The organism is Pseudomonas sp. Hz4, assembly GCF_054898165.1.
Genome location: NZ_CM142719.1, coordinates 4844936 through 4857600 on the forward strand (window position 1 = coordinate 4844936; position 12665 = coordinate 4857600).

Consider the following 12665-nt stretch of genomic DNA (forward strand, 5'->3'; position numbering starts at 1 on the left):
AGTTCAGATACTAGAGAGTTCGCTACCAAGAGCAATTGCCCCGGATAGTTAAAACTGCCTGTCATACGTTGTTCATCAAAGAATATAACCATATAAATCAACACGTTAATATTCTCTCACGTAAGAATATATACGACTGCCACTCATGGAGTTAGCGAACACTTACGAAAGAGTCAGCAAACACTTACAGCGAGAGACTACAAACCAGAGGCGATTAGAGAGGGGAACTCACACCCTTTCTATCAGGATCGAGTAGGAGGCGAATTTACATCGGCCGTCCTCTCACACCACCGTACATACGGTTCCGTATACGGCGGTTCAGGCGATGCGGTTAAGCCGGTTTATCGTATCCAGTATCGAGACCAAGCCAAGTTGGTCCCACAGCTTCTTCGGCAGCGCCTGATTCATGTGCGACGCTCCCGAGTTCCACCATGGGCCTCGCCTATTGAACGCTGATTTGCAGGCACGTGCTTCGCCAAGCCCCAAGCGCATCAGGTTGCGCGCCCTCGTTGAGGACTGCTTCCATTGGCGCCAAATGGCGCAGCGAAGTTTACGGCGCACCCAACCATCCAGCTCCTCAAGGGGTCGTTTACTCTGGCTAAGCTTGAAGTAGCCTGCCCAGCCGCGTAGCACAGGGTTGATCCGCTCGATGACGCTCGCCATCTTGTGGCCCCGTGCTCCGCGTAGCAGCGTTCTGAGCTGGCCGCGTAAGCGATTCAAACTCATCAACGCCACTTTAAGCTTCGGCTGTTTGTGCAAGCTCATCCCATAACCCAAGTAATCACAGACCCAAGGTCTTGCCACACGGCTCTTTTCCCGATTTAGCGCCAGTTTCAGCCGCTGATTCAGGAAACGCTCAACACCAGCCAACACCCGTTCTCCAGCACGATGACTGCTCACATAAATGTTAGCGTCGTCTGCATAGCGCACGAAGCGGTGGCAACGCCGTTCCAGCTCTTCATCGAGTTCATTGAGCAGGATGCTCGACAGCAGCGGCGAGAGAGGGCCGCCTTGCGGCGTCCCCTCTTGCCGTCGGCTGGCGATCCCACCCGACATGGCCCCGGCTTCGAGGTAACGGCGGATCAGTTTGAGCACGCGTTTATCTTCGACATGACGCTCAACTTTAGCCATCAGAACATCGTGGTTCACTCGATCAAAGCACTTCTCAAGATCAAGTTCCACGCACCAGCGGTGGCCCGCTGCCACATGGGCACGGGCTGTTTCGATGGTTTGGTGAGCACTTCTTCCCGGACGAAAACCGTAGCTGTAGTCCGAAAACAGAGGATCGAAGATCGGCGTGAGCTGTTGCAGCAAAGCCTGTTGGATCAGGCGATCCACCACACTGGGAATGCCCAGCTGTCGCGTTCCACCCTTGGGTTTGGGGATTTCGACGGCGCGTACACCTTGCGGGTGATACTCAGGCCAGCAGCCGAGCCTTGAGGATCGGCCAATACTGTTTCACGTGGCCCGCCAACTGGTCGACCGTCATGCCATCGGCACCCGGTGCGCCCTTGTTGCTGATCACGCGTTTATACGCACGCTTGAGGTTGGCCGGTGCAAGCACCCGCTCCATCAGCGTGTCCGGCTCCGCTTTTGTCCACGCCACAGACGCCGCCGATGTTTGCGCCCTGTCAGCCGTCATCCTCGGATACCGTCCGGAACCTGGGGTAACAGTTTTCTCTTGGAGAATATTCTGCGTTTCAACATTCGACGAGACTCTGACGCCTACTGGCGGCATAACCTGTTCGGCCCTTGGTGGCGTGGTTACTCGCCACTTACTACCGCCTCGGCTGACTTCTGCAGGTTCATCCCGTCGCCTCTCGGCGCTCGGTAGCACAGTGGCAAACCTACAGATCTCCCAGGGTAATTCGCGCGACCTTCCTGCTTATGCCTGTCGGATCTACGTCACAGCGTTCCGTGCAAGTATTGGGCTTTGAAGATTTTGGCCTTCTTACCCCGCTGCGCCGCCTCTATCCGCTTCCTGTTCGTCAGGCCAGCATTTTGCCTCGGGCTTCCTTCAGATTCGCAGTCATCCGCGACACCCTTGCCTCTGGCTAACACTTCCCCTTGCCGGGTGTGTAGAGGACTTTCACCTCCAAGTCACCAGCGAGGCCACCACCGCCCAGCTGGTTGCGCTTACGCGCAACGCGCCATGCCTGGCGCACCAATAAAAAACCCCGACCAGTCGGGGTTTTTAATGCCAGCCAGCAAATGACTTATTGAAACAGCGACTCGCTCGACAGGCCATTCTTCTCAAGAATCTCCCGAAGACGCTTCAGGCCTTCAACCTGAATCTGTCTGACCCGTTCCCGGGTCAGGCCAATTTCAAGGCCTACATCTTCAAGCGTGCTGCTCTCGTGACCGCGCAGTCCGAAGCGGCGTATCACCACTTCACGTTGCTTGTCGGTCAGCTCCGAGAGCCATTGATCGATGCTCTGGGACAGGTCGTCATCCTGCAACAATTCACATGGATCGGTTGGACGGTCATCGGTAAGGGTGTCCAGCAGGGTTTTATCCGAATCCGGACCCAGCGAGACGTCGACCGAAGAAACCCGCTCGTTCAGGCCGAGCATGCGCTTGACTTCCGCCACTGGTTTTTCCAGCAGGTTGGCGATTTCTTCGGGTGAGGGTTCGTGATCGAGTTTTTGAGTGAGCTCCCGTGCAGCCCGCAGGTACACGTTGAGCTCTTTGACCACATGTATCGGCAACCGGATGGTCCGGGTCTGATTCATGATCGCGCGCTCGATGGTCTGACGAATCCACCAGGTCGCGTAGGTCGAAAAGCGGAAACCACGTTCGGGGTCGAACTTCTCTACTGCCCGGATAAGACCGAGGTTGCCCTCTTCGATCAGGTCAAGCAGTGACAGACCACGATTGACGTAACGCCGGGCGATTTTCACCACCAGCCGCAGGTTACTTTCAATCATGCGTTTGCGCCCAGCCGGATCTCCACTTTGCGACAAGCGCGCAAAATGAACTTCTTCTTCGGGGGACAGCAGAGGGGAAAAACCAATCTCATTGAGGTACAGCTGCGTGGCATCGAGTGCACGCGTGTAGTCAATGTACTTGTGTTGCTTTAACGAGGCGGAGTGTTTGGATTTGGCACGAACGGAAGGTGGAGCAGCCCCTTCATCATTCGACATCGAATCCGTACCGATGCCGGTCTCCATCAGGAGAACCTCATCGTCGATGTCAAACTCCGGCACTTCTTTACTGAGAGCCATTGTTATAGTCCTTTGGTGAGTTCGACCTCAGGCTCAAGCGGCGCCTTTATCCTTGGCAACGCTGGAGCCTGTTCCCTCTACGTGAAGAAACAGGCTGGAAAGCGATCAACGACGTGGCAGAAATTGCAGCGGATCTACGGGTTTACCTTGCCGGCGAATCTCAAAATGCAGCTTCACCCGGTCTGTTCCCGTTGACCCCATTTCGGCAATTGTCTGTCCGACCTTGACCTGCTGCCCCTCCCGAACCAACAGCCTGCGGTTATGTCCGTAGGCACTGACGTAGGTATCGCTGTGTTTGATGATGACTAATTCGCCGTAGCCCCTTAAGCCACTCCCGGCGTATACCACCGTCCCATCAGACGCAGCTAAAACAGGCTGTCCCAAATCCCCGGCGATATCAATTCCTTTATTCAAACTCCCGTTTGAAGAGAATTTACCAATGAGAATGCCATTAGATGGCCATCCCCAGCCAGTCGGGGCCGCGCCAGCCGGAGGCAATGGAGCGGGTGCCGACTTGTTCGCGACGGACGGTACAACCATCGCTGTACCCGTGGTCGCACCTGTTACCGGACGACGGAAGACCGTGGTTTTACTCGATGACGAAGGCGTTGAATTCGACGAACTGACCACCGCTGTCGGTGTTGAACCGGTGCGACCGTCAAAGCGAATCGTCTGACCCGGATGGATCGTGTAAGGCGTAGGAATGTTGTTGCGTGCCGCGAGGGCCTTGTAGTCCCAGCCGTAGCGAAAGGCGATGGAGAACAAGGTGTCTTTAGGTCGCACCACGTATTGACCCGTGGTCACTGCCGGACGCTGGGCGACGGTGTTGTTGCGATCGACGACGCGGACATCGCTTGATTTATTGCTTGAGCAACCGACCAGCAAGGTGCTCAAGACAAAGCCAGTCACCCAGCGCTGAAAGCTCGTTTTACCCATTCGCTGCGCAATGACTGTGAGACTCACCCGCCGCTCCCTTTGTGGTGGCTGAAAATGTGGATTGCCGTGTTCTGGCACGAATGTCGCGAGTATAACGGGCCGTGCAGGCTTTACCTTTAATGAAGCGAAAGGGCTTGCGCACACGTTTGCTTTCTGACGATGAGTCCCGTTTAACTTATCGATGCCGCTGTAAGACAGAAGCAATCGAAGAGAATTCAGCGCCCTGAAACAAATGCTCAGGCGAGTGGCCCATTGAGTAATGGGACAAAGCGTACAGCCCCCAGAACACGCCTGGAAAAGCCCTGCTCTTCCCGAATGATCAGCATCAATTGTTGAACCTCACCCGACCCAACCGGGATCACCAGCCGTCCTCCCGGCGCTAGTTGATCGAGCAGCGCCTGAGGGACATCGGTCGCCACCGCGGTCACGATAATGCCGTTGTACGGTGCCAGCGCCGGCCAGCCTTCCCAACCATCGCCCCAGCGGAATACCACGTTGCGCAGGTTCAGTTCCACCAGGCGCTCCTTGGCCCGATCCTGCAAAACCTTGATGCGCTCGACCGAAAATACCCGTTCGACCAGTTGCGACAGCACCGCCGTCTGGTAGCCCGAACCGGTGCCGATTTCCATCACCTTGTCGAGAGGACCTGCCTCCAGCAGCAACTCGCTCATGCGGGCCACCATATAAGGCTGGGAGATGGTCTGGTTATTGCCGATTGGCAGCGCGGTGTCTTCATAGGCGCGGTGAGCCAGCGCCTCATCGACGAACAGGTGACGCGGCGTACGGCGGATGACTTCCAGCACCTTGGCGTTGGAAATCCCCTCATCATAAAGCCGCTGAATAAGGCGCTCGCGAGTCCGCTGAGAGGTCATGCCGATGCCGCGACGCAGCATATCGTCTTGTTCACGACCCATTAGTGCAGCCCCTCCAGCCAGCCATCGAGACTTCTGAAGGCATCATTGAAGGTGCGATCCAGTTGTAGTGGAGTGATTGAAACATAGCCCTGCATCACCGCATGGAAATCGGTGCCCGGGCCGCCGTCTTCAGCATCGCCTGCCGCCGCAATCCAGTAACCGGATTTACCGCGCGGATCGACCACTTTCATCGGCGCCGCAGCACGTGCGCGATGCCCGAGACGGGTCAGTTGAATACCCCGGATGTGGTCCAGCGGCAAATTGGGAATGTTCACGTTCAGTACCGTACGCGGTGGCAGTTCAAGGTCCGCGTGAGCCTCTATCAGTTTGCGCGCAAAGTACGCGGCTGTGGGAAGGTTCTCCACTTGCCGTGAGGCCAACGAAAAGGCAAACGAAGGACGCATCAGGAAACGTCCCTCAAGGGCCGCCGCCACGGTGCCGGAATACAACACGTCATCACCCAGGTTGGCGCCCAGGTTGATGCCCGAAACCACCATGTCCGGCTCACGCTCCAGCAAGCCATTGAGGCCCAGGTGCACGCAATCGGTCGGTGTGCCATTGAGGCTGATAAAGCCGTTGGCCAGGGTTTGCGGGTGCAACGGACGGTCGAGCGTCAGCGAGCTGCTGGCGCCGCTTTTGTCCTGGTCCGGGGCGATAACCACGCATTCGGTGTAATCCGCCAGCGCAGCATAAAGCGCGGCGAGACCGGGTGCGGTCACCCCATCGTCGTTAGAAATTAGAATACGCATGGGCTGTCCGTCTGCCCCACCGGCACCAGATCAACGAGCTCGCGCACCAATACAGTGGCGAAGCATCCGGCCGGGAGGACGAATTCCAGTTGCAGAATGTCAGGCTCGGGATAATGCCACGTCAACCCACCAATGGGCAGCCGCAGGATGCGACGTTCGTGGCTCATACCGGCGTTAATCAACCAATCACGCAAGTCCGCTTCGCGAGTGGCGATTGCCTGCTCCAGTTCATGGACAGCGCCAGTCGCCGGCGAGTCACCTTCGCCCCACTGCGGACCGGTCGGGTGCAGATCGAGAATCGCCAGACGCGGGTCGCTGCACTCGGCAACACCTGCCGGAAAGAAGCTGCGGCTGTCGGTGAAGGCCAGCAGATCACCGACCTGGGCACGCTGCCAGGTGCCATCGGCGACGCGCGCCGCCAGCACCTGATTGAAGAGAAAACTGCGCGCGGTGGAGAGCAACCGCGAACGCACGTTGCGTTGTTCCGGCAAGGCTTTGCGAGCAGCCCACGCACGGGCATCGACCACGTTACCGCCGTCAAACCCAAAACGCTGAGCGCCGAAATAGTTGGGAATACCTTGCTGGGCGATCAGTTGCAGACGCTCCTCGATCGCCGCTTTGTCGCCCGCGAATTGCGTCAGCCGCAACGTGAAGCCATTGGCTGAGTGAGCACCGCGTTGCAACTTGCGTTTGTGTCGGCCGGTCTTGAGGATTTTCAGCGTATCGTTTTGCGCCGCCGACAGATCAGGATCGGCCTTGCCCGGCAGCTGCACGCTAAACCACTGGCGAGTCAGCGCCTGACGATCCTTGAGGCCCGCGTAACTGACGGTGCGCAATGGCACGCCTGCCGCCTTGGCGATCCGCCGTGCCGCTTCTTCGGTATTCAGACCGCGTTTTTCCACCCAGATCCACAGGTGCTCGCCATCGCCACTGAGGGGAATATTGAGCACTTCGTCGACCTGAAAATCTTCTGCCGTGGCTTTCAACACCGCGGTGCCGAGAGCGTCACCATAGGCCCGCGGGCCGAGCAATTGCGCCTCGTTCATGCGCGCAGCAACAAGGCAACGCAATGCACGGCAATGCCTTCTTCGCGACCGACAAAGCCGAGCTTTTCGGTGGTGGTAGCTTTCACGTTCACTTGATCCAACTCAACTTGAAGATCCGCGGCAATCAGCGCGCGCATCGATTCGATATGCGGGGCCATTTTTGGGGCTTGGGCGACGATGGTGTTATCGACGTTGCCGACCTTCCAGCCCTTGGCGTGGATCAGTGCGACGACGTGACGCAACAGCACGCGACTGTCGACGCCCTTGAATGTCGGGTCGGTGTCTGGAAAATGCTTGCCAATATCACCCAACGCAGCGGCGCCGAGCAAGGCATCGCTCAAGGCGTGCAGCAGGACGTCACCGTCGGAGTGAGCGAGCAGCCCGAAGCCGTGTGCGATTCGCACGCCGCCCAGAGTAATGAAATCGCCTTCAGCGAAACGGTGCACATCATAGCCGTGGCCAATACGCATAAAAAAACGCCCCGATTTTTGTCAGGGCATGATTCTACCTGCTTTGTCGGACATTAGGCGCTTAGAGCGCGACCATGATGTTGCAAGTGGTCGCCGATGAAGCTGGCGATGAAGAAATAGCTGTGGTCGTAGCCGGGTTGCAGACGCAACGTCAGCGGATGCCCCGCCAGTTTCGTAGCCTGCTGCAACGCTTCAGGCTTGAGCTGGGTGGCCAGAAAATCGTCGCGATCACCTTGGTCGACCAGCAGCGGCAGCTTCTCGTTTGCCTCGGCGATCAACGCGCAGGCATCCCATTCGCGCCACTTCGATCGGTCTTCGCCCAGGTAACGGGAAAAGGCTTTCTGGCCCCACGGGCAATCCATCGGGTTGTTGATTGGCGAGAACGCCGACACCGATTGATAACGCCCCGGATTACGCAACGCGCAGACCAGCGCACCGTGGCCGCCCATGGAGTGACCGCTGATACCGCGCTTGTCCGATGCCGGGAAATGAGCCTCAACCAATGTCGGTAATTCCTGCACGACATAGTCATGCATCCGATAGTGCCGGGACCAGGGTTCCTGCGTGGCGTTCAGATAAAACCCGGCACCGAGACCGAAGTCCCAGGCGCCTTCCGGATCACCCGGCACATCGGGACCGCGAGGGCTGGTGTCCGGCGCGACGATGATCAATCCAAGCTCGGCGGCCATGCGCATCGCACCGGCCTTTTGCATGAAGTTCTCGTCGGTGCAGGTCAGGCCGGACAACCAGTACAGCACCGGCAACTTGCCACCCTGCTCCGCTTGCGGCGGCAGGTACACGGCAAACACCATGTCGCAGCCGAGCACATCGGAGCGGTGCCGGTAGCGCTTGTGCCAGCCGCCGAAGCTTTTTTGACAGGAGATATTTTCCAGGCTCATGACCGACCTCAGAAATGGATGACGCTGCGGATGCTTTTGCCTTCATGCATCAGATCGAAAGCCGTGTTGATATCTTCCAGGCCCATGGTATGGGTGATGAAAGTATCCAGCGGGATTTCGCCGGTTTCGGCCATTTCGACATAGCTCGGCAGCTCGGTGCGACCACGCACACCGCCAAATGCCGAACCGCGCCAGACGCGACCGGTCACCAGCTGGAATGGACGGGTGGCGATTTCCTGCCCGGCACCGGCAACACCGATGATCACCGACTCGCCCCAACCCTTGTGGCAGCACTCAAGTGCGGCACGCATCAATTGAACGTTGCCGATGCATTCAAAGGAAAAGTCGACGCCGCCGTCGGTCATGTCGACGATCACTTCCTGGATCGGACGATCGAAATCTTTAGGGTTCACACAATCGGTTGCACCCAACTGCTTGGCGATCTCGAATTTGGCCGGGTTGATGTCGATGGCAATGATCCGCGCAGCCTTGGCTTTGACCGCGCCGATGACCGCCGACAGACCGATGCCGCCGAGGCCGAAAATGGCGACGGTATCACCTGGTTTCACCTTGGCGGTATTGAGGACGGCACCGATGCCGGTAGTGACACCGCAACCCAGCAGGCAGACTTTTTCCAAGGGTGCTTCTTTAGGAATCTTGGCGACGGAGATTTCCGGCAACACGGTGTACTCGGAGAATGTCGAAGTACCCATGTAGTGGAAAATTGGTTGGCCCTTGTAGGAAAAGCGCGAAGTGCCATCTGGCATCAGGCCTTTACCCTGAGTCGCGCGAATGGCCTGACACAGGTTGGTTTTGCCCGACAGACAGAATTTGCACTGACGGCATTCCGGGGTGTACAGCGGGATCACATGATCGCCGACAGCAACGGAGGTCACGCCCTCACCGATTGCTTCAACCACCGCGCCACCTTCATGACCGAGGATCGACGGGAAGATGCCTTCCGGATCCGCACCGGACAATGTGTAGGCATCGGTATGGCAGACACCGGAGGCAACCACGCGAAGCAGGACTTCACCGGCCTTGGGCATGGCGACATCGACTTCAACGATCTCGAGGGGTTTCTTGGCCTCGAAGGCAACGGCAGCGCGCGACTTGATCATGTGGATTCTCCGGTTAATAAAAACGAGTCAGGGAGTGTAATACAGCGAGCTACGGTGAATAATCAGGACAAAAGCAAAACATTATTGCTGTACAGGGATAATCCTCAATGTCCGAAAACCGCTGGGAAGGTATCGACGAATTCGTCGCCGTCGCCGAATGCAGCCAGTTCACGGCTGCCGCGGAACGCCTTGGGGTTTCGTCCTCCCACATCAGTCGACAAATAGTACGCCTTGAAGAGCGGCTGCAAACGCGCCTGCTTTACCGCAGCACCCGCCGGGTCACTTTGACCGAGGCCGGGCAAACCTTTCTGCAACATTGCCAGCGTTTACAGGATGGTCGAGAAGAAGCACTGCGAGCGGTGGGCGACCTGACCAGTGAACCCAAAGGCATGCTGCGCATGACCTGCGCCGTGGCGTATGGCGAACGATTTATCGTGCCGTTGGTGACCCGTTTCATGGGGCTCTATCCGCAACTGCGAATCGACATTGAACTGAGCAATCGTCAACTCGACCTCGTGCATGAAGGCCTGGACCTGGCAATCCGCCTCGGTCGCCTGCAAGACTCGCGGCTGGTGGCGGCGCGTCTGGCGCCACGGCGGATGTACCTGTGCGCTTCGCCGTCCTACCTGGAACGGTATGGTCGCCCGCATAGCTTGTCGGAACTGAGCCGCCACAACTGCCTCATCGGCAGCTCGGATCTCTGGCAACTGGAACAGAACGGGCGGGAATTTTCGCAGCGGGTGCAGGGAAACTGGCGCTGCAACAGTGGGCAAGCTGTTTTGGATGCGGCGCTACAAGGGGTTGGATTGTGCCAGCTGCCGGACTACTACGTGCTGGAGCATCTGCACAGCGGCGCCTTGATTTCGCTGCTGGAGGCGCATCAACCACCAAACACGGCGGTGTGGGCGCTTTATCCACAACAGCGGCATCTCTCACCAAAGGTCAGGAAGTTGGTGGATTACTTGAAGGACGGGTTGGCCGAGCGACCGGAATATTTGCATTAAGCCACTAACGGCACAATTTCGAACAAATAACAACTGTCAGGTATGCCAGTTGCAGAACGGCCTTCGCAATGATTCCATGCATTAGCGAAGACTAACCATGATCTTAATTCCTTGCGAATACAGGGCGGACACCGCCGTGCGCATTACAACCCCTCACTGAAGGTACTTATGATGAACAGCTTTAAAGACCTAAAACTCAATGCAACAAAAACACCAAGCACGCTTTCGCTTGAATACGCTACTGATGGACAAGAACCTCCCACCCAATATGAAACTGGGCTTTACGAGATAGCACCCATGGGAGATTTTGAATACCTTTCTCTAATAATGCCGAAGGCAACACCCTATGAAACCGACCTGTATATAAATTCCGGCCCAAAACTATTTGAGTCTAGAAGTTACGATCTCGCTAAAAGCGAAATTATTGCAGTCACGAAGTATTGGGTAGATAAAGACAACCGAATCGTGCTTAACAGCGGCACTATAAAAATCGAACGAATGGAATCATCCATAACATTTGAGATTGACGTATCAGGTAACAACGAAAACGCTAAAGTAAGGATTAAAGGACACGTGACGGCCCCAATTGGAATATAAATGCCGCCTTTTACTTCATACAGGGCAATACTACTGCTTGCCCTGTATGTTTACACAGCTAAAAACAGCTCTTAACTAAAAATAAGTCGGCTCGTATCTGCGGTACTCAAATGCTACTGCAGCTAACTAAATTCCCAACTAATCCGCATCTCCTGGACAATTAACTTTGACGTTGACCATTCGCTTTCGGTTAGTTCACGCCATCGGTAATGTTTCATCAATGACCGCCGCCTCCGCCCCCTCCCGACCTTCAGCTAGCGTCAACACACCGGGACAATATATCAGAGGTATAAACCTGCCAGACCCGTTGCGATCGTCGCACTCCATCGCTCGCCCTTGCTTTTCGACTTCGTTTGAGAATGTCGCGTACCGCAACGGCGACCGGATCAACAGCGGGTCAATCGGTTATTTTCCCGAGTTCATTGCAACTAAATCGGTCCTCATAGCGTCATGGTAGATAGCGGGCAGCTCTCAGCCGTCGATCACCGCAGTGTGGGCGTTGTACCTGCCGCAGCGGCATCTATCGCCAAAGGTGTACAAACGGTGGATTTTCTAAAGAAAGGATTGGCCGAACGGCCAGAGTATTGGGTTTGAAAGCAAAAGATCGGGCTGCGTTCGACGATCTTTTAACGCCGGTTAGCCCAACGCTGACGTAACCATTCGAGGTCTTCAGGGCGAGTGACCTTGAGGTTGTCGGATCGGCCTTCGATCAACCGCGGAGCCATACCTGCCCACTCCATCGCCGAAGCTTCGTCAGTGATGACCGCGTCTGCCACCAGACTGTCGGCCAATGCCCGATGCAGCGCACCAAGGCGAAACATCTGCGGTGTATAGGCCTGCCAGATCACATTGCGATCCACGGTTTCCAGCACACGCCCGTGCTTGTCGACGCGCTTGAGGGTGTCCCGTGCAGGAACAGCCAACAAACCACCGATCGGATCGTCAGCCAGTTCGCTCAGTAACTTATCGAGATCATTCCGGGCCAGATTCGGCCGTGCGGCATCGTGAACCAACACCCAATCCTCATCATCAGCGCCCAGCGCATGCAAATGCAGCAACGCATTGAGCACCGACCCGGAGCGCTCGGAGCCGCCTTCAACCCGCTGAATACGCAGATCGCAAGCACACGCCAGGTTCGGCCAATAAGGATCATCAACAGCAAGACTGACCACCAACCCCTTCAGGGACGGATGATCAAGGAAACAGCCGAGGCTGTGTTCGAGAATAGTGCGCCCGCCCAATTGCAAGTATTGCTTGGGACGGTCCGCGGCCATACGGGCACCGACGCCCGCGGCAGGAATCACGGCCCAGAAGGCCGGTAACGACTGAATCATTGGGCCAACTGGTAAAGGGTTTCACCGTCCTTGACCATGCCCAACTCATGGCGGGCCCGTTCTTCAACGGTCTCCATGCCCTTTTTCAACTCACTGACTTCGGCGTCCATGACCCTATTGCGCTCCAGCAAACCTTCATTCTCAGCGTGTTGATCCGCGATCTGCTGAGTCAGTTCGGCCACTTGCGCCAGGCTGCCATTACCCACCCACAGGCGGTATTGCAGGCCAGCCAGCAGCAGGAGCAAGACGAGGAACAACCAATTGGGACTGCGCATCGAATATCAGGTATCCAGTGAAAAAAGACAGCCATGCCAAAACTTTGAAGCATCTGATAGCACGAAGCCTGGAAAAACCAGGCTTGTGCTAATAAG

The 12665-nt window shown here is 56.7% G+C and carries 12 protein-coding genes and 2 pseudogenes; 3 read left to right on the forward strand and 11 right to left on the reverse strand.

Annotated elements, in window-relative coordinates; genetic code table 11:
• Positions 1-318: 318 nt before the first annotated feature.
• The 9 genes and pseudogenes from ltrA to ACYZTR_RS22285 form a co-directional block, all read right to left on the reverse strand.
• Positions 319-1738: pseudogene (ltrA, locus tag ACYZTR_RS22245) on the reverse strand (group II intron reverse transcriptase/maturase).
• A 478-nt stretch (positions 1739-2216) separates the two neighbouring features.
• Positions 2217-3224, reverse strand: a complete 1008-nt coding sequence (gene rpoS / locus ACYZTR_RS22250) for an RNA polymerase sigma factor RpoS (protein WP_461973861.1) — start codon at positions 3222-3224, stop codon at positions 2217-2219.
• Between the two features lie 105 nt (positions 3225-3329).
• A complete protein-coding gene (locus ACYZTR_RS22255; protein WP_461973863.1) occupies positions 3330-4187 on the reverse strand; it encodes a peptidoglycan DD-metalloendopeptidase family protein in 858 nt (285 codons plus the stop codon).
• Between the two features lie 209 nt (positions 4188-4396).
• A complete protein-coding gene (locus ACYZTR_RS22260) occupies positions 4397-5032 on the reverse strand; it encodes a protein-L-isoaspartate(D-aspartate) O-methyltransferase (RefSeq protein ID WP_461979838.1) in 636 nt (211 codons plus the stop codon).
• Positions 5033-5073: 41 nt separating this feature from the next.
• Positions 5074-5823, reverse strand: coding sequence for a 5'/3'-nucleotidase SurE (gene surE / locus ACYZTR_RS22265; protein ID WP_461973865.1), 750 nt, complete (start codon positions 5821-5823; stop codon positions 5074-5076).
• On the reverse strand, positions 5811-6869 hold the full coding sequence (truD, locus tag ACYZTR_RS22270; protein ID WP_461973867.1) for a tRNA pseudouridine(13) synthase TruD: 1059 nt from the start codon (positions 6867-6869) through the stop codon (positions 5811-5813). Before truD ends, surE begins: the two co-directional genes overlap by 13 nt.
• Positions 6866-7339 carry a 2-C-methyl-D-erythritol 2,4-cyclodiphosphate synthase gene (ispF, locus tag ACYZTR_RS22275; protein WP_461973869.1) on the reverse strand — a complete coding sequence of 158 codons (474 nt, stop codon included), beginning with the start codon at positions 7337-7339 and terminating at the stop codon, positions 6866-6868. The genes truD and ispF overlap by 4 nt, the downstream gene beginning before the upstream one ends.
• A 53-nt stretch (positions 7340-7392) precedes the next feature.
• Positions 7393-8238 (reverse strand): S-formylglutathione hydrolase, encoded by an 846-nt coding sequence (fghA, locus tag ACYZTR_RS22280; RefSeq protein WP_461973871.1) that lies wholly within the window; start codon positions 8236-8238, stop codon positions 7393-7395.
• 8 nt (positions 8239-8246) lie between these two features.
• On the reverse strand, positions 8247-9359 hold the full coding sequence (locus ACYZTR_RS22285; RefSeq protein ID WP_461973873.1) for an S-(hydroxymethyl)glutathione dehydrogenase/class III alcohol dehydrogenase: 1113 nt from the start codon (positions 9357-9359) through the stop codon (positions 8247-8249).
• A gap of 107 nt (positions 9360-9466) precedes the next feature.
• Here ACYZTR_RS22285 and ACYZTR_RS22290 point away from each other — a divergent pair, with 107 nt between their 5' ends.
• The 3 genes and pseudogenes from ACYZTR_RS22290 to ACYZTR_RS22300 form a co-directional block, all read left to right on the forward strand.
• Positions 9467-10363, forward strand: a complete 897-nt coding sequence (locus tag ACYZTR_RS22290; RefSeq protein WP_461973875.1) for a LysR family transcriptional regulator — start codon at positions 9467-9469, stop codon at positions 10361-10363.
• Between the two features lie 168 nt (positions 10364-10531).
• Positions 10532-10960: a hypothetical protein gene (locus tag ACYZTR_RS22295; protein WP_461973877.1), complete on the forward strand. Its 429-nt coding sequence runs from the start codon at positions 10532-10534 to the stop codon at positions 10958-10960.
• A 472-nt stretch (positions 10961-11432) separates the two neighbouring features.
• Positions 11433-11554, forward strand: a pseudogene (locus tag ACYZTR_RS22300) (LysR family transcriptional regulator); the annotation flags it as partial.
• 32 nt (positions 11555-11586) lie between these two features.
• Here the strand turns inward: ACYZTR_RS22300 and ispD are convergent.
• Together ispD and ftsB are read right to left on the reverse strand one after the other, a co-directional pair.
• A complete protein-coding gene (ispD, locus tag ACYZTR_RS22305) occupies positions 11587-12294 on the reverse strand; it encodes a 2-C-methyl-D-erythritol 4-phosphate cytidylyltransferase (protein WP_461973879.1) in 708 nt (235 codons plus the stop codon).
• Positions 12291-12569, reverse strand: coding sequence for a cell division protein FtsB (ftsB, locus tag ACYZTR_RS22310; protein WP_008028992.1), 279 nt, complete (start codon positions 12567-12569; stop codon positions 12291-12293). The genes ispD and ftsB overlap by 4 nt, the downstream gene beginning before the upstream one ends.
• Positions 12570-12665 lie beyond the last annotated feature (96 nt).

What these genes read in the sequence shown, in the direction of transcription:
- ACYZTR_RS22285 (WP_461973873.1), bottom strand. Translation starts at nt 9,359, where the DNA reads ATGATCAAGTCGCGCGCTGCCGTTGCCTTCGAGGCCAAGAAACCCCTC.
- ispF (WP_461973869.1), bottom strand. Translation starts at nt 7,339, where the DNA reads ATGCGTATTGGCCACGGCTATGATGTGCACCGTTTCGCTGAAGGCGAT.
- ACYZTR_RS22290 (WP_461973875.1), top strand. Translation starts at nt 9,467, where the DNA reads ATGTCCGAAAACCGCTGGGAAGGTATCGACGAATTCGTCGCCGTCGCC.
- truD (WP_461973867.1), bottom strand. Translation starts at nt 6,869, where the DNA reads ATGAACGAGGCGCAATTGCTCGGCCCGCGGGCCTATGGTGACGCTCTC.
- ispD (WP_461973879.1), bottom strand. Translation starts at nt 12,294, where the DNA reads ATGATTCAGTCGTTACCGGCCTTCTGGGCCGTGATTCCTGCCGCGGGC.
- surE (WP_461973865.1), bottom strand. Translation starts at nt 5,823, where the DNA reads ATGCGTATTCTAATTTCTAACGACGATGGGGTGACCGCACCCGGTCTC.
- ftsB (WP_008028992.1), bottom strand. Translation starts at nt 12,569, where the DNA reads ATGCGCAGTCCCAATTGGTTGTTCCTCGTCTTGCTCCTGCTGCTGGCT.
- ACYZTR_RS22295 (WP_461973877.1), top strand. Translation starts at nt 10,532, where the DNA reads ATGATGAACAGCTTTAAAGACCTAAAACTCAATGCAACAAAAACACCA.
- ACYZTR_RS22260 (WP_461979838.1), bottom strand. Translation starts at nt 5,032, where the DNA reads ATGACCTCTCAGCGGACTCGCGAGCGCCTTATTCAGCGGCTTTATGAT.
- rpoS (WP_461973861.1), bottom strand. Translation starts at nt 3,224, where the DNA reads ATGGCTCTCAGTAAAGAAGTGCCGGAGTTTGACATCGACGATGAGGTT.
- fghA (WP_461973871.1), bottom strand. Translation starts at nt 8,238, where the DNA reads ATGAGCCTGGAAAATATCTCCTGTCAAAAAAGCTTCGGCGGCTGGCAC.